The sequence below is a fragment of the Bacillus sp. CH140a_4T genome (assembly GCF_008923725.1).
GTDB lineage: Bacteria > Bacillota > Bacilli > Bacillales > Bacillaceae_G > Bacillus_A.
This window is the reverse complement of sequence record NZ_WBPF01000013.1, coordinates 1,008,529-1,024,787: the sequence shown is the minus strand read 5'-3', so window position 1 is coordinate 1,024,787 and position 16,259 is coordinate 1,008,529. Positions and strand designations below refer to the sequence as shown.

At 37.6% G+C, this 16,259-nt stretch carries 16 protein-coding genes and 1 other annotated feature; of the genes, 11 read left to right on the top strand and 5 right to left on the bottom strand.

What is annotated here, in order from left to right; genetic code table 11:
• Positions 1–16 precede the first annotated feature (16 nt).
• From F8162_RS14140 to F8162_RS14125, 4 genes are all read right to left on the bottom strand, one after another.
• Positions 17–697, bottom strand: coding sequence for an ABC transporter permease (locus F8162_RS14140; protein WP_151631638.1), 681 nt, complete (start codon positions 695–697; stop codon positions 17–19).
• 18 nt (positions 698–715) lie between these two features.
• Positions 716–1,549, bottom strand: coding sequence for an ABC transporter ATP-binding protein (locus tag F8162_RS14135; RefSeq protein ID WP_151631637.1), 834 nt, complete (start codon positions 1,547–1,549; stop codon positions 716–718).
• A gap of 177 nt (positions 1,550–1,726) precedes the next feature.
• Positions 1,727–2,299, bottom strand: coding sequence for a class I SAM-dependent methyltransferase (locus F8162_RS14130; RefSeq protein WP_151631636.1), 573 nt, complete (start codon positions 2,297–2,299; stop codon positions 1,727–1,729).
• Positions 2,296–3,255 (bottom strand): TIGR01212 family radical SAM protein, encoded by a 960-nt coding sequence (locus F8162_RS14125; RefSeq protein ID WP_151631635.1) that lies wholly within the window; start codon positions 3,253–3,255, stop codon positions 2,296–2,298. The genes F8162_RS14130 and F8162_RS14125 overlap by 4 nt, the downstream gene beginning before the upstream one ends.
• Before the next feature lie 111 nt (positions 3,256–3,366).
• On the opposite strand from F8162_RS14125, the gene F8162_RS14120 reads away from it, so the two are divergent.
• From F8162_RS14120 to leuS, 10 genes are all read left to right on the top strand, one after another.
• Positions 3,367–3,630, top strand: a complete 264-nt coding sequence (locus tag F8162_RS14120) for a YtzC family protein (protein ID WP_000840870.1) — start codon at positions 3,367–3,369, stop codon at positions 3,628–3,630.
• A 15-nt stretch (positions 3,631–3,645) separates the two neighbouring features.
• A complete protein-coding gene (locus F8162_RS14115; RefSeq protein WP_001129345.1) occupies positions 3,646–3,795 on the top strand; it encodes a hypothetical protein in 150 nt (49 codons plus the stop codon).
• A 136-nt stretch (positions 3,796–3,931) separates the two neighbouring features.
• Positions 3,932–4,954 (top strand): DUF418 domain-containing protein, encoded by a 1,023-nt coding sequence (locus F8162_RS14110; RefSeq protein ID WP_151631634.1) that lies wholly within the window; start codon positions 3,932–3,934, stop codon positions 4,952–4,954.
• A gap of 283 nt (positions 4,955–5,237) precedes the next feature.
• A complete protein-coding gene (locus F8162_RS14105) occupies positions 5,238–5,999 on the top strand; it encodes an ABC transporter ATP-binding protein (protein WP_151631633.1) in 762 nt (253 codons plus the stop codon).
• Positions 6,000–6,015: 16 nt separating this feature from the next.
• Positions 6,016–7,875, top strand: a complete 1,860-nt coding sequence (locus F8162_RS14100; protein ID WP_151631632.1) for an FtsX-like permease family protein — start codon at positions 6,016–6,018, stop codon at positions 7,873–7,875.
• A 345-nt stretch (positions 7,876–8,220) separates the two neighbouring features.
• Complete coding sequence (locus tag F8162_RS14090; protein ID WP_151631630.1) at positions 8,221–8,787, top strand: tyrosine-type recombinase/integrase; 567 nt, start codon at positions 8,221–8,223, stop codon at positions 8,785–8,787.
• 33 nt (positions 8,788–8,820) lie between these two features.
• Positions 8,821–9,318 carry a cation:proton antiporter regulatory subunit gene (locus F8162_RS14085; RefSeq protein ID WP_048540799.1) on the top strand — a complete coding sequence of 166 codons (498 nt, stop codon included), beginning with the start codon at positions 8,821–8,823 and terminating at the stop codon, positions 9,316–9,318.
• A gap of 3 nt (positions 9,319–9,321) precedes the next feature.
• Positions 9,322–10,545 (top strand): cation:proton antiporter, encoded by a 1,224-nt coding sequence (locus F8162_RS14080; RefSeq protein WP_151631629.1) that lies wholly within the window; start codon positions 9,322–9,324, stop codon positions 10,543–10,545.
• A 297-nt stretch (positions 10,546–10,842) separates the two neighbouring features.
• On the top strand, positions 10,843–12,036 hold the full coding sequence (locus tag F8162_RS14075) for an MDR family MFS transporter (protein WP_151631628.1): 1,194 nt from the start codon (positions 10,843–10,845) through the stop codon (positions 12,034–12,036).
• A gap of 188 nt (positions 12,037–12,224) precedes the next feature.
• Positions 12,225–12,444 (top strand) — a binding site (T-box leader).
• Between the two features lie 65 nt (positions 12,445–12,509).
• Complete coding sequence (gene leuS, locus F8162_RS14070; protein WP_151631627.1) at positions 12,510–14,918, top strand: leucine--tRNA ligase; 2,409 nt, start codon at positions 12,510–12,512, stop codon at positions 14,916–14,918.
• A gap of 27 nt (positions 14,919–14,945) precedes the next feature.
• Here the strand turns inward: leuS and F8162_RS14065 are convergent, their stop codons facing one another.
• Positions 14,946–15,374 (bottom strand): GNAT family N-acetyltransferase, encoded by a 429-nt coding sequence (locus tag F8162_RS14065; RefSeq protein ID WP_151631626.1) that lies wholly within the window; start codon positions 15,372–15,374, stop codon positions 14,946–14,948.
• A gap of 161 nt (positions 15,375–15,535) precedes the next feature.
• Between F8162_RS14065 and F8162_RS14060 the strand changes: the two genes are divergently transcribed.
• Positions 15,536–16,259: hypothetical protein (locus tag F8162_RS14060; RefSeq protein ID WP_413226575.1), on the top strand; the 724-nt coding region annotated here is incomplete at its 3' end.

Sequence of the window (16,259 nt, the reverse complement as noted above, 5' to 3'; positions counted from 1 at the left end):
CTCCTTTAACATGTAATTAAAAACGTTTTTTGCGAACGATAAAAAGAAATAAAGTAAGTAATAAAAATGAATATACGATAGCCCAAGCTGTGAGCCATAGTGTGTGAGTCAGTATATTAAATTTGTATTGTCCAAGCATTAGAAAGCTTTCGACAGGTGGTAAAAACCATAGTAACTCTTTTTTAAACCGGATGGAGGCGATTGTTATAAGTAATATAAATGTAAGGCTAAGCCAAGCGGTGCTTGCTTTTTGAATGATATTTCTAGTAAATAAAGTTGCAATTGAAATTCCTAGTATAGAGAAAGACATGTGAGCGAGAAATCCAACTAAAAATAAAGAAACTGTCATTTCTTCATTAAACATTTGTAAAATAATTGGGTAGATTACGGATATAAAAGATAAAACAGAACAAATGAGAAGAGCCGTAATATATTTACCAACATATAGTGCGGAAATATTATTTGTGTGAGAAATAGTAATTTGTTCTTGTACAGGGTCTTCAGTATGAAAAATTGTGACCGTAATCCAAGCAGATAATAAATAAAGTGCGAGTGCCGTTTCCAAGTATGTCGGTACAATAGGAGTTGGTTTATATGTATATACAAAAAGTAAGCTCACAAAGTACATCGCAATAGGAGGGACGTATTTATACGATTTTGTATAGTCGAGAAAATGGTAACGAATAAGCGCAAACATAATAAACCTTCTTTCGATTTAAAAATTAGGTTGTAGCAGTGTGATAGATGCTTTTTTATGTAATAAAAACTGAAGCATTTCGTTTGTATATTCTTTTTCGATTTGTAATTGAATAAGGTTTTGATTTGAATTGTGTGCAACGTGTATAAATCCTAATTGCTTTCGTAGTTCTATCGCTGAAAATGTGTCGTGAACGATTGCTTCAATATAGACTTGTTCTGCCCCTTTTTGCACAGAGATATCTTCCGTGATTGTATGATTTGCTAACGACACAATTCTATCGGCGAAGTTTTCGAGTAGTTGTTTTTCGTGACATGTGAAGAGTATAGATATGCCGTGTTGTTTTAATGACAGTAAAATATGTTCTAGTTCTTGTTGGGAGTTAGGATCTAGCCCAGAAAGTGGTTCATCTAAAATTAGTAAATGGACGTCTGTAAGTAATGCTTGCATAATGCCTGTTTTTTGTTTCATGCCTTTTGAAAAGTTTCGTACAACGGAATGTCTTGCATGATGTAAATGAAAAGATTCAAGAAGCATCGGAATTTTATCTTTTAAATATTTTGTTGATAAACCGTGAATATGGCCGAGATGATATAAATAATCTTCTAATGTAAAACGAATCCCTTCAGGAAAATGTTCAGGTACATAGCCGATTTGTATATGTTCTTTTCTTTGAAGTGTCCCTGCTGTAGGTGAAATAAATCCTGCAATTATTTTGAGTAGAGTACTTTTTCCAGTCCCGTTCCCGCCAATGATAGCGAGTGCCTCTCCTTCTGGAATGGATAAATCGATGTTGTCTAGTATAAGTGATTTGCCATACTTCTTTTGAATTCCCCTTAGTTCTACTAGCAAAGTTCTATCCTTCTTTCTTCAAATATTGTATACATCCATTATATAGGAGAATAAGAAAAAGACGTGCAATGAGTGCACGTCTTTTTTTGTTATGTTTTGTCGATAAGTCGATATAGTGTGTCGAATCGTTGATATATCCGGAGTTACGATAGATATAATTGAAAAATCGTCGATATATTATCGTTTCTCAATCGCCACAATAAATGGCGGGTTATTTTGTTGGTTAATGAAGCCGTATCGCAATACGTGAGCTTGTTTTTGGTCTAGCTCTTCTGCAAATTTGAGAACAGCGTCGCGTTCTACTTGTCCTTCTGGGTGTCCGTGGTAAATGACAAGGACGATGATTCCTTCAGGTGCCATTACGTCTAGTAATTGTTCAATTGCCGAAATTGTTGAGTTCGGTTTTGTAACGATATGCTTGTCACCGCCAGGAAGGTAACCTAAGTTGAAGATAGCGCCTGTTACTTTTCCTTTTGCGTCTTCTGGTAGTACGGATAGAAGCGTGTCGTGACTATCGTGAACTAAAACAGTACGTTCGAAAAGCTCTTTTTCTTTTAAACGGATAGTAGAGCTTTCAATTGCTTCTTTTTGAATATCAAATCCAAATACTTTTCCGTTATCGCCAACAATTTCGGCTAGGAAGCAAGTGTCATGACCATTTCCAAGTGTTGCATCTACAGCGTAATCGCCTTCTTTAACAGCCGTTTGCAGAAGCGAGCGAGCAAACGGTAATACACGTTCTAATTTCATTGTTGTTTCTCCTCATTTGCATATTTTCCTTGCCAGCTTCCGCGGCGTACAAATTCTGCATCGATGGAATTTAATACTTCCCATTTATTTAAGCTCCACATTGGACCAATCATTAAATCAGGTGGACCGTCACCTGTGATGCGGTGCACAATTACGTCTTCTGGAATCATTTCAAGCTGGTCAACAACGAGACTTACGTAATCCTCAAGAGAAAGGAACTGTAGTTGTCCTTTTTCATATTGCTTCACCATTGGCGTTCCTTTTAATAAATGAAGTAAATGAATTTTAATTCCTTGTACGTCAAGCTTCGCTACTTCACGGGCTGTTTCCATCATCATGTCATAATCTTCAAGGGGAAGACCGTTAATAATATGAGAGCAAACTCTAATGCCGTGCTTACGTAATTTATTTACGCCTTCAACGTAAGAAGGGTAATCGTGAGCGCGATTAATAAGGTTTGCAGTTCGTTCATGAACAGTTTGTAATCCGAGTTCAACCCAAAGGTATGTGCGTTTATTTAAGTCCGCTAAATATTCAACAACATCGTCTGGTAAGCAATCTGGACGAGTGGCGATAGAAAGACCAACAACGTCTTTTTCTGCTAGAAGCGGTTCGAATTTTTCTTTTAACACTTCAAGTGGTGCATGTGTATTTGTGTACGCTTGGAAATAAGCGATACATTTTCCGTCTTTCCACTTTGAGCGCATTTTTTCTTTCATTTCATGATATTGCGTTATAACATCATCGCGGCGATCACCAGCGAAGTCACCAGATCCAGCAGCACTACAAAATGTACAACCGCCATAAGCAACTGTACCGTCACGGTTCGGGCAATCGAAGCCAGCATCTAATGAAACTTTAAAGATTTTTTCACCAAATTCATTTCGTAAATGGTAATTCCATGTATGATAACGTTTATTGTCGTTTGTATATGGAAAAGGGTTTTGAACCTTCATTACTTTCCCTCCTAAGCCGAGTCAAAATGAAACAAAATCCATTATAACATACTCATAAGGTAGAGATGGAAGGGACACACTAAAGGGGAATTGAAGCAAGGAGGGACAATTATGGCAGAGCGTCAATCACTTGAATCGTATATTACACAAGCGGAACAAGCGGTGGAATATGCAAAAGAACAATTAGACCAAGGTATGAGACAAGAGCATTATAATACGATGGAGTATTCGGATGCGCAGTTACAATTAGAGCAAGCATATAACGATTTACAAACGATGCAACAACATGCGAATGATGAGCAACGTGAGCAGTTAAATAGAGCACGTATGGCAATTCGCCAATTGCAACATCAAATGATTATTACACCGCGCTAATAAGGAGTGAATGTAATGGCGAAACGTTCAGATCAAAATAATCCCGAGCAAAAAACACAAAATGGACATAACGCTGAGTTTTCAAATGAGCTTGATCCAGTTGTTCAAGTGAAACAGCGTAATAGTAAAAAGGGACAACCTCAAAGATCGAAGCAATCAGAGTAGACCAGGTCGCAATATGACCTGGTTTTATTTTGCTATATGACAATAATGTAAGATTTCTGTAAGGTTTACCGATAGTTGTAAGCTTACTTTTCCAGTAGAGTAAGGGAGGATTAAATTTTGGACAAGGAGTTGCTTTATGGGGAACAACATTACAAACAAACGAATTGATGAGTTAGATTACATTCGTGGCTTCGCATTACTGGGGATTATTTTAGTAAATATTCTAGCACTACTTCATATTAAAATTCCAGATCCTAATACAGTAGACGCTAGCTATCAAAGGTTTCTATACTTATTTGTAGAAGGTCGTTTCTTCTCGATTTTCTCATTCTTATTTGGAGTAGGATTCTATATCTTCATTACAAGAGCAATTGCGAAAGGGAAGAATGGATATGTCCTATTTTTACGCCGCTTAGTTGCACTATTTATTTTTGGTTTAATTCATCAAATGTTTCAGCCTGGAGAAGCACTGGCGTTATACGCAATTTGTGGATTAATCGTTTTACCGTTTTATAAAGCGAAAAAAGAAGTGAATGTAGTAATTGGTCTTATTCTTACAATAGCTTTTAGTATTATAGCTTTTAAAGAATTATTACCACTAGGACTAATTTTATTAGGTCTTGCTGCAGGGCAGTACAAAGTATTTGAAAATCTATCAGCGAAAATAAAGCAAGTCGCTATTTTTACAGGCGTTATGTTTGTTTTAAGTGCGGTAGCTTTATGGTATCAATATGGGCACGTTCCTGCTGAGCCATTTGTAAATATGATAATCATGAATGAAGATGGAACGATAGATGCTGCAGGTCAATTTTTAAAGATTGGTGTTACAGTTGGACCAATTATTTCAGCCTTCTATGTTGGAGCATTAATTTTATTACTTCAGCTAAAACCAGTTCAAACATTGTTAGCACCATTGAAATATTATGGTCGTATGGCGTTAACGAATTATATTGGACAAACTGCAATGATCTTAATTGCAGGTAGTGTATTTAACTTTGCAGGAAACTTAACGTACATACAGACGTTATATGTGTGTATCGCAATTTATGCAATTCAAATTGTGTTTAGTGTAATTTGGATGAAAATCTGTAAAATGGGTCCACTAGAATGGATTTGGCGTGTTATTACGTACTGGACGGTAACACCTTTAAAGAAATAAAGTGAGAAGTGGGCTGTTCCTTTGTGGAACAGCCTATTTTTATTGTCCTCTTTTATCGGTAAGTCGATATATTTTGGTAATCGCTGATATATTTGAAAAACCGCTTATAAAATTTCATTTACCGTTTTGATGTGTCGAAAAGCGAACTAGTGTTAAAAGCTAACCTTACACGTGCCCTTTTTTATCTTACAAAAGTGTAAGGAAACTGTAATGTTAACAAATAGCAGTTCACCCCAAAAAGGCGCAAAATAGGTAATGGAAAAACAAGCGTAGGAGGATATATATGACGAAACCAGTTGTAGACGTGAAAAACGTTCAAAAAGTGTACGGTAAAAAAGGTGAGAACCAATCACACGCGTTAAAAGGTGTTTCATTCTCAATTCAAGAGGGTGAGTTTGTTGGGATTATGGGGCCATCTGGTTCTGGTAAAACGACATTATTAAATGTAATTTCAACGCTTGATAAAGCGACGGGCGGCGTTGTTGAAATTGCGGGTACGGACATTACGAAAATGAAACAAGGTGAGCTTTCTGATTTCCGCTCACAAAAATTAGGGTTCATTTTCCAAGACTTTAACTTATTAGAGAACTTATCTGTTTATGAAAACATTGCACTTCCGCTTTCTCTTCAAGGTGTTCCATCACGAAATATTGGACCGAAAGTAGAAAAAGTAGCAGGTATGTTAGGGATTACAGAAATACTTCAAAAGTATCCATCTGAAGTATCTGGTGGACAAAAACAACGTTCAGCGGCAGCACGCGCACTTGTGCACGAGCCAGCAATTATTTTAGGGGACGAGCCAACAGGAGCTCTTGATTCTAAAAATGCAGCAAGTTTACTTGATGCGATGACGAACTTAAATAAAGATCAAGGCGTATCGATTATGATGGTTACGCATGATCCATATAGCGCAAGTTACTGTCAGCGTATTTTATTCATCCAAGATGGTGAGCTGTATAAAGAAATTCATCGCGGTGGTACGCGTGAAGAGTTCTACAAAGAAATTTTAGATGTACTTGCAGACTTAGGTACACAAAAAGCGTAAGAAGGGAGGTTCCAGTATGTTATTTAAACTTTCCATGTCGGGGCTGAAAAGTAAGCTGAAAGATTACATCGTCTTACTTGTTGGTCTTGTCATGTCGATTTCAATTTTTTACATGTTCCAAACGTTAGCACTGAATAAAGCATTTTTAGAATCTAATTCAGTTATTAAATCTATTGGATTCGTATTCCAAGCTGGTTCATTTTTATTAGCAATTATAACGTTCTTCTACATTTTATATGCAAACTCTTTCTTATTATCTCTTCGTCAAAAAGAGTTCGGTATGTATATGATGTTAGGTGCGAAAAAACATAAAGTTACATTACTTATGTTTATTGAAACAATCGTATTAGGTGCTGCGTCTCTTGCGATTGGTATTGCAGTTGGTGTAGGACTTGCAGAAGGTATTGGACAGTTATTAATGAAACAACTCGAATTTGCTGGTGAAGGATATAAAGCATTTTACCTTCCATCTATGACTGTTACGTGCATCTTCTTCTTTGCACTATTTGTATTATCAGCAATTATGAACAGTATTAAGTTATCACGTATTTCTGTATTACAACTTGTACATGCAGATGCACAAACAGAACGCGTTGCAGTAAAAGGGAAAATGACAGGTTTAGTTGCATTCCTTGCAGTGATTTTATTAGGAATTGGCTATGCATCAATGATTTATATGGAAAAACTAAGAGAAATGGGAATCCTTATTGCGTTAGTTACAACAACAGCTGGTACTTACATGCTATTTGGATCACTTCTTCCGGTTATTATTAAAAAGTTAAAGAGTAATAAAAAACGTAGTGAAAAAGGACTTAACGCTTTTACATTTGCTCAATTAAATTTCCGAATCAATAGCTTAACAAAGGTGCTTGCGACCGTAGCGATGTTAGTTGCTCTTGGAGCTGGTGCAATTTCAGGTGGTATGGCGTTTAAAAATAACGTTATAAAAATGGTTGATGGTTTAGTAATATATGATTCAGTAGTCCATAATCCAACAGCTGAAGAAAAGAAAATTTTGGACGGTATTACATTTAAAGAGAAAAGTGAATATCGTTACAAATTAGATGATAAATACGTTTACTATGTAAAAGAAGATTTAGAGAAAAATCGTCCTTTAGTAAGAGATATGGCAAATATGGAGTCAATGAAAGATTTAGTGAATACGAAGAACGTTTCAGAGGAACTACAAGTAGGTGCAGTTTCTAGAGAAATGAATGAAAAAGATGCGAATACTAAAGAACTTTCAGCAGAATGGGTTGATGCTTTTAGTACAATCCATCCATATTATTTATACGAAGATCATGCAATTAAAATTGTAGATCAAAAAATGTACGATGGGATAAATGGTAAAGAAGGTATAGCATTTATCGGAAAAACAGATGACTTCTTAACATATACAAAAGAGTGGAAAAAACTTGACGAGTTGCAGCTAGTTAAATATAAAAATGTAAAAGCTGAAAGAATGGATAGTAAATATCAAGCTTACAATGGGTTCTATGGCATTGCGAGCGGAACAGTGTTTATGGGATTCTTCCTTGGAATTGCGTTCTTAGCAATGATGGCAAGTTGTTTAATGTTTAAAATTCTTTCTGGTGCATCAAAAGATATTACGCGTTATCAAATGCTTCGTAAAATCGGTGTGCGTCGTGAATTATTAACGAAATCGATTTATAAAGAGTTATTCTTAGTATTCTTATTCCCAGCAATTTTGGGTATCGCTCACGTATTAGTTGGTATGAATATTTTCGGATTTATTTTAGTCGATCCGTACTTCCGTATTTGGGTGCCAATCGTAATTTTCGTAGTTATTTATGCGATATATTACTTCATTACAGTTCAATTGTATAAAGGAATTGTTCTCCCGAAAGAAGATTAATACGTAAAAAGCCGAGTGAAAGTGCTCGGCTTTTTGTATTTTCAGAAAAAACACTTTAATGTTACTGAAATATATAATATAATGTAAATAAGTAACATAGTATGTAAGTATCAGCAACCGAAAAATGAAAGGAGGAATCTGATCTGTAGAAAGAAGCTGAACTTGTACTCCCCCTATTATTTCTACCCACACCGTATTTGTACAATCATAAATTTCCAAATGAAAAATTGTCGTAAGAGTATATTGTGAAAATAATGGATAATACATGGAAATCTCATAGCATGATAAGGTAAAATGGACAAGATAATGAGAAAATTACCGTTCATAAGATGAGGAGATACATGTATGGAAGTTGTAGAGGCATTAAAAGATATAAAACAAATTGAGGCTATGAAAAAGTATTTAAAAGAGCACTCGCAGCGAGATTATCTTTTATTTGTTATTGGAATTAACACAGGATTAAAAATTACCGAGTTACTTAGTATGAAATTTGAAGAGGTATTAAATGAAGATAAGACTGTTAAAGAGTTTTATTCTCTTCCTGTAAAAGATGAAAAATTTAAACAAGATATTTATTTAAATACAAAAGTAAAAGAAGCACTTTTAGAGTACGTACAATCTATCGATGCTCAAAGAGAAAACTACGTATTTCAATCTAATAAAACGACAAATTCAATCTCACGCCAACAAGCGTATCGCGTGATCCATAGTGCAGCTGAAGCGGTTGGAATTGTTGGAAAGATTGGAACGAACTCAATGCGAAAAACATTTGGATTTCATGCGTACAAAAGAGGAATAGCGATCGCGCTATTGCAAAAGCATTTCCATCACGCAACTCCATCAGAGACGCTCAAGTATTTAGGAATCTCAAAAGATGAGAAGTTTAAAACTGAGATTGATGTCGATTTGTAAAAGCCGTAACTAAAAACTTTAGGAGGCGGAAATATGAATATTAGAGAGAGTGAACTACCGGGCATTGGATGTAAATTTGAAGTGATAACAAAAGGTAATGAGAAAATGGTTATCGTTATTCATGATGATGGCCGAAGAGAAATGTATCATTTTGATGCGGATCATGATGAGAGTATTTCAAGCATTTCTCTTCGTGATTCTGAAGCGAGACAAATTGCCGCTATATTAGGCGGAATGGTATATAGACCGCAAGCGTTAGACACAATTGAGATGGCTTTTGAAGGACTATCAATTGAATGGTTTAAGGTGGAGAATCATGCACCAGTAGTACAACAAACAATTGGTAGCTTACATGTCAGAAAAACATATAACGTAACGATTATTGCTATTTTGAAAAAGAATATGAAGAAATTCTTTAATCCAGGTCCAGACTCTATTATTGAAGCTGGCGATATGCTCGTGTTGTCGGGTGAAAGACATGAAGTGAAAAGAATTATTAATGAATTGCTTTCAGCAGGAGGTGATTCCTAATCGATGGATACTTTAATCTTTGAAGTTGGAACTGCGTTAGTATTAGTAGCTTTTGCAGCTATCCTCGCTGCGAAGTTAAAGTTCTCGATTATTCCGTTTCTCATTATACTCGGTATGTTAGTGGGGCCTCATGCCCCAGATTTAGGACTTATCGATTTAAGATTTATTGAAAGCGGAGAAGTTATTTCCTTCCTCGGCCGTGTTGGCGTCATATTCCTCTTATTCTACTTAGGCTTAGAATTCTCAATAAAAAAATTAATTAAATCAGGAAAGTCGATTGCTTTTGGGGGTAGTGTTCATATATCGCTTAATTTCATATTAGGTTTACTTTATGGATATATTATGGGCTTCCCCTTATTAGAAACGTTAATTATTGCTGGAATCATTACAATTTCATCGAGTGCAATTGTTGCAAAAGTAATTGTTGATTTAAGAAGATCTGGTAATAAAGAGACTGAATTAATATTAGGAATCATTATGTTTGATGATATCTTTTTAGCTGTATATTTATCAGTCGTTTCAGGATTAGTACTCGGTGGTGCAACATCATTTGTAGGTGCTCTTACATCGGTGTTAATCGCAGTCGGGTATATGCTCCTATTCTTTGTAATCGCTAGAAAAGCTACGCCGTTCTTAAATAAAATATTTGATATTTCGTCAAATGAAATTTTTATTATCGTAATATTCGCTATTTTATTCTTTGTAGCAGGATTTTCAGAAACAATTCATGTTGCTGAGGCGATTGGAGCGTTATTGCTAGGACTCGTCTTCTCTGAAACAGAGCATAGCGATCGGATTGAGCATCTCGTCGTTCCGTTTCGTGATTTCTTCGGAGCCATATTCTTTTTCAGCTTCGGTTTAAGTATAGATCCGTTTTCACTTGGAGGAGCAGTGTGGTTGGCTTTAGGAGCAGTTTTGATTACGCTCATCGGTAATTTTACAGCGGGAATGCTTGCCGGACGTAAAGCTGGCTTATCGCATAAGGCTTCCACAAATATTGGATTAACCCTCGTATCACGCGGAGAATTTTCTATTATAGTCGCGAATATCGGGATTGCGGGCGGTTTAATGGCAACGATTAAACCGTTCTCAGCGCTGTACGTTTTAATATTAGCATCGTTAGGACCGTTATTAACGAAAGAGTCTGGGAGAATATACTCTCTATTAGATAAGATATTTAAATGGAGTGCGAAAGAACGTGCGAAGCGAGAAAAAGAAGTTGGATAGTATAAATAAGGGGAGACTGCGTGAAGTTCAGGCGGTCTCCCCTTATTTATACATTGTTACTAATGTCGTTTTTTGTCGGTAAGTCGATATATTTCAATAATCGCTGATATATTTTGGAAATCGCCGATATATTTTAATAATCGCTCATATATTTTTAAGCGGCAATCAATATAATTTCATTTACCGAAAAACCGTTATCTGAATTTCATCAACTATTAATCAGTTGCCTTCCTATTTAAAAACGACTACAATTTTACTGTTATAGATGAACGAAAAAATAGAATAGGAGGGGAGACTATGCCAAGGAAAGTATGGCTATTAGTAGCTGGGATGATTATTAATGTCACGGGTGCTTCTTTTTTATGGCCTTTTAATACAATTTATTTGCATGATCACCTAGGAAAATCTTTATCTGTGGCCGGAATGGTATTAATGATCAACTCGCTTACTGGTGTAATCGGAAACTTGCTCGGCGGTGTTTTATTTGATAAATGGGGCGGCTATAAATCAACTTTAGTAGGGATTGTTATTACACTCGTATCGATTTTAGGTCTTGTGTTCTTCCATGGTTGGCCGTTATATGTTGTGTGGCTAGCATTAATCGGCTTTGGTTCTGGAATGGTCTTCCCATCGATGTATGCGATGGTCGGTACGGTTTGGCCAGAGGGCGGAAGACGAGCATTTAATGCGATGTATGTTGGACAAAACGTTGGTATTGCGATCGGAACAGCGTGTGGTGGATTAGTTGCATCGTATCGCTTTGATTATATTTTCTTAGCAAACTTTATTTTATACTTTGTTTTCTTCTTGATTGCTTTTATCGGATTCCGTGGTATGGAAGACAAAAAAGAGCCAGGCGTGCAAAAAGAAGTCGAAACGAAAAAAGGCTGGACGCTTACACCTGGATTCAAAGCACTTCTTATCGTATGTGTAGCATACGCTTTATGCTGGGTTACATACGTACAGTGGCAAGGGGCAATTGCAACACATATGCAAGAATTAAACATTAGCCTTCGTCACTACAGCTTATTATGGACGATAAACGGAGCGATGATTGTTTGTGCGCAGCCACTAGTTAGTATGCTAATTCGCTGGATGAAGCGTTCTTTAAAACAACAAATTATGATTGGAATCGTCATTTTTGCGGCGTCATTTATTGTGTTAAGCCAAGCGCAGCAATTTACGATGTTCCTCGTTGCGATGGTAACATTAACAATTGGTGAGTTATTTGTATGGCCAGCAGTTCCGACCATTGCAAATATACTTGCGCCAAAAGATAAGTTAGGGTTTTATCAAGGCGTTGTAAATAGCGCGGCGACTGTAGGGAAAATGTTCGGACCAGTCGTTGGCGGAGCAATTGTTGATTTATATAATATGGAAGTATTGTTTATAGCGATCATGGTAATGCTTGTAGTAGCGATTATTGCAACGAGCATGTACGATAAGCGAGTAAAAGTAGAAGAAACAGTTGAAGAAAAAATTGCAGTTTAGTTTGACGGAACATGTAACATGTTTTAGAATATATTTAAATAAAACAACCTTTGGAACAAGGGAGATAGCTCGGCTGTCCTAAGACGAATTCGTTAGTTAGTAAGAATAACGATTAACCGAGAAGCCTTCGCTTTAAGTAAGCTCTTAAGAGATACGAAGTGGTGGGTAGTTCACATTAACTTATATTTGTAATAACAGTGAGAAGGAGTAGTAGTAATAGAAGCTGGTTTAGAGAGTTGACGGTCGGTGCAAGTCAATCCACGTTTCGTTATGAACTCGCCTTTGAGTTGCAGTTGTGAAACTAGTAGTAGCAATTGCCGTTAATCCACGTTACGGATCTAAGCGAATGTATATTTTTACATTAATTTAGGGTGGTACCGCGGGAATCTATAACCTCTCGTCCCTTTCTAGGGATGAGAGGTTTTTTGTATTTTGGGCGGTGAAAATAAATAGAATTTCAAGGAGGGTATCTCATGAGCTTTAATCATCAAAATATTGAGAAGAAGTGGCAAGGGTACTGGGAAGAGAATAAAACATTCCGTACGCCAGATGAGACAGAAAAACCAAAATTTTATGCACTAGATATGTTCCCATATCCATCAGGTGCAGGCCTACACGTAGGACATCCAGAAGGTTATACAGCGACAGATATTTTATCTCGTATGAAGCGTATGCAAGGATATAACGTTCTTCATCCAATGGGATGGGATGCATTCGGTCTTCCAGCAGAGCAATATGCACTTGATACTGGAAACAGCCCAGCAGAATTTACAGAGCTTAATATTAATACGTTCCGTAATCAAATTAAAGCATTAGGCTTCTCTTACGATTGGGATCGTGAAGTAAATACAACAGATCCAAACTACTACAAGTGGACACAATGGATCTTCCTAAAACTATTTGAAAAAGGTTTAGCTTACGTTGATGAAGTACCTGTAAACTGGTGCCCAGCACTTGGTACAGTACTTGCGAACGAAGAAATCATTGACGGTAAGAGTGAGCGCGGTGGACATCCAGTTGAGCGTCGTCCGATGAGACAGTGGATGTTAAAAATTACAGCTTACGGAGATCGTCTATTAGAAGATTTAGATGAGCTTGATTGGCCAGAAAGCTTAAAAGATATGCAACGTAACTGGATCGGTCGTTCTGAGGGTGCAGAAGTACACTTCAATATTGATGGTACAGACGAGAAATTCACAGTTTTCACAACGCGTCCTGATACACTATTTGGTGCGAGCTACTGTGTACTTGCTCCAGAGCATGCGCTTGTTGCTGACATTACAACAGCAGAGCAAAAAGAAGCTGTAGAAGCTTACATTAACTCTGTTAAAATGAAGAGTGACCTAGAGCGTACAGAACTTGCGAAAGAGAAAACTGGTGTATTCACTGGTGCTTACGCGGTTAACCCAGTAAATGGTGAGAAATTACCAATCTGGATTGCTGACTACGTTCTTGCAACTTACGGAACAGGTGCTGTAATGGCAGTCCCAGCTCACGATGAGCGTGACTATGAATTCGCATCAACATTCAATCTTCCAATGAAGGAAGTTGTAAAAGGTGGAGACATTACGAAAGAAGCATACACAGGTGATGGTGCGCACGTAAACTCAGCATTCCTTGATGGTTTAAATAAAGAAGAAGCAATTGCAAAAATGATTGAATGGCTTGAAGTAACGAGCGCAGGAAATCAAAAAGTAACGTACCGTCTACGTGATTGGTTATTCAGCCGTCAACGTTACTGGGGTGAGCCAATTCCAGTAATTCACTGGGAAGATGGCACAATGACAGCTGTGAAAGAAGAAGAATTACCATTAGTTCTTCCGAAAACAGAAAACATTCGTCCTTCAGGTACAGGTGAATCACCACTTGCTAACATTGACGAGTGGGTAAACGTTGTTGATCCTGAAACTGGTAAAAAAGGTCGTCGTGAAACGAATACAATGCCACAATGGGCTGGTAGCTGCTGGTATTACCTACGTTACATCGATCCAAACAATAGCGAAGCACTTGTAGATCCTGAAAAAGTAAAACAATGGCTTCCAGTTGATATTTATATTGGCGGAGCAGAGCACGCTGTACTTCACTTACTATATGCTCGTTTCTGGCATAAAGTATTATATGATATCGGTGTAGTTCCAACGAAAGAGCCGTTCCAACAATTATTCAACCAAGGTATGATTCTAGGTGAAAACAACGAGAAAATGAGTAAATCAAAAGGTAACGTTGTAAACCCTGATGATATCGTAGCAAGCCACGGTGCAGATACACTTCGTCTATACGAAATGTTCATGGGACCGTTAGATGCTTCCATCGCTTGGTCTGAAAATGGTCTTGACGGAGCTCGTCGTTTCTTAGACCGTGTATGGCGCCTATTCGTTCAAGAGAACGGTGAATTAAGTGAGAAAATTACTGATGCACCAAATAAAGAGCTTGAAAAAGCTTACCACCAAACAGTGAAGAAAGTAACAGAAGACTATGCAGAGCTTCGCTTCAACACAGCGATTTCTCAAATGATGGTATTCATCAACGATGCATACAAAGCTGAAACACTTCCGAAAGAATATGTAGAAGGTTTCGTAAAAATGATTGCACCAGTTGCACCTCATATCGGGGAAGAGCTATGGAGCAAGCTTGGATACAATGAAACAATCACATATGCAAGCTGGCCAACATTTGATGAGTCTAAACTTGTAGAAGATGAAGTTGAAATCGTTGTTCAAATTATGGGCAAAGTTCGCGCGAAACTAACAATGAGTAAAGACGCATCAAAAGAAGAAATGGAACAACTTGCACTTGAAGCAATTCAAGACCAAATTGAAGGGAAAACAGTTCGTAAAGTAATTGTTGTTCCTGGAAAACTTGTTAACGTTGTTGCAAACTAATTCATTCTAAATAAAAGCTCAGAGTATTTATACTCTGAGCTTTTTTGTGTAGAAAATCATCTCTGGATCACCTTCATCTAAGTTTTCAATCATTCCACTGCGTATAAAACCGTTCGCGTTAAATACTTTCTGCATACTTTCATTCGATTCGTTCGTTGAAGAAAATATTTTTTGAGTAGGAGAATGACTTAACATATATGAGATTAACGAACTTGCATAGCCTCGCCTTCTTTTAGTTGGCGAAACAATGATTAATGAGAGGAAAGTACAACCAAAGAAATTTGTATCGTATGTTAGAAAACCAGAGATAGAATTGTCTTCTTTTACAATGACGCATCTGCCCTCATTGATAGTGTGCTGGATATAACTTCTTCTACTATCGTCTCCGATTACATCGATATCTATATGTATGATTGCATCTAAATCATCGATTAAAGCTTTCGTAACATTTTTCAATGAAATACCTCCTATTTAATATTGAAGAAAGAATAATCAGTGCATCAATTCTACCATGGATAAGGAAAAAGATAAGGAATTCTTATACAGACAAACACCTATTCTTGACTAGGAAATATGATAAAAAAGGTAGGTTAAATTGAGTAGAAGAGGTGAAAGGAATGAAAGGGATGGACAATAATGCACCACATGGCTTCTTCGGAGGTGGATCGGGTAGTTATGAACAAATGATGTTAATGGGAGGAGCTGGCCAACAAGGATACGGTGGAATTCCGAGCTGGATGGGGGGAGCAACAGGAGGATTTCCAACATCGGTAGCTGGCATGCAAACTGGAATGCCCGCATTAATGGGAGGGTTTCCGACATCAGTAGCTGGCGTACAGACAGGAATTCCAGTAGGAGCACCAACTACATTTCCTTCTTTTGTTGGAGGAGTGCAGACAGGATTTCCGGTACCGGGAGTAGGTGTTGTAGCTGGGGGAATAGGAGGGTATCCGCAAGTTATTGATGGTCTTCATGGCCATCATGGACATCATCATCAAGGTCAACACGGCCATCATGGTCATCACCATCACCAAGGCCAACACGGCCATCATGGTCATCACCATCACCAAGGCCAACACGGCCATCATGGTCATCACCATCACCAAGGCCAACACGGCCATCATGGTCATCACCATCACCAAGGTCAACACGGCCATCATGGTCATCACCAACAAGTACATCACCATGGACACCATCACATTCATCCGCAAGCTGTTCTTTATCAAACGCACCAAGGCCATCACCATCACCAAGGCCAACACGGTCACCAAGGCCAACACGGTCAGCACGGTCATCAAGGTCAGCACGGCCAACACGGTCAGCACGGTCATCAAGGTCAGC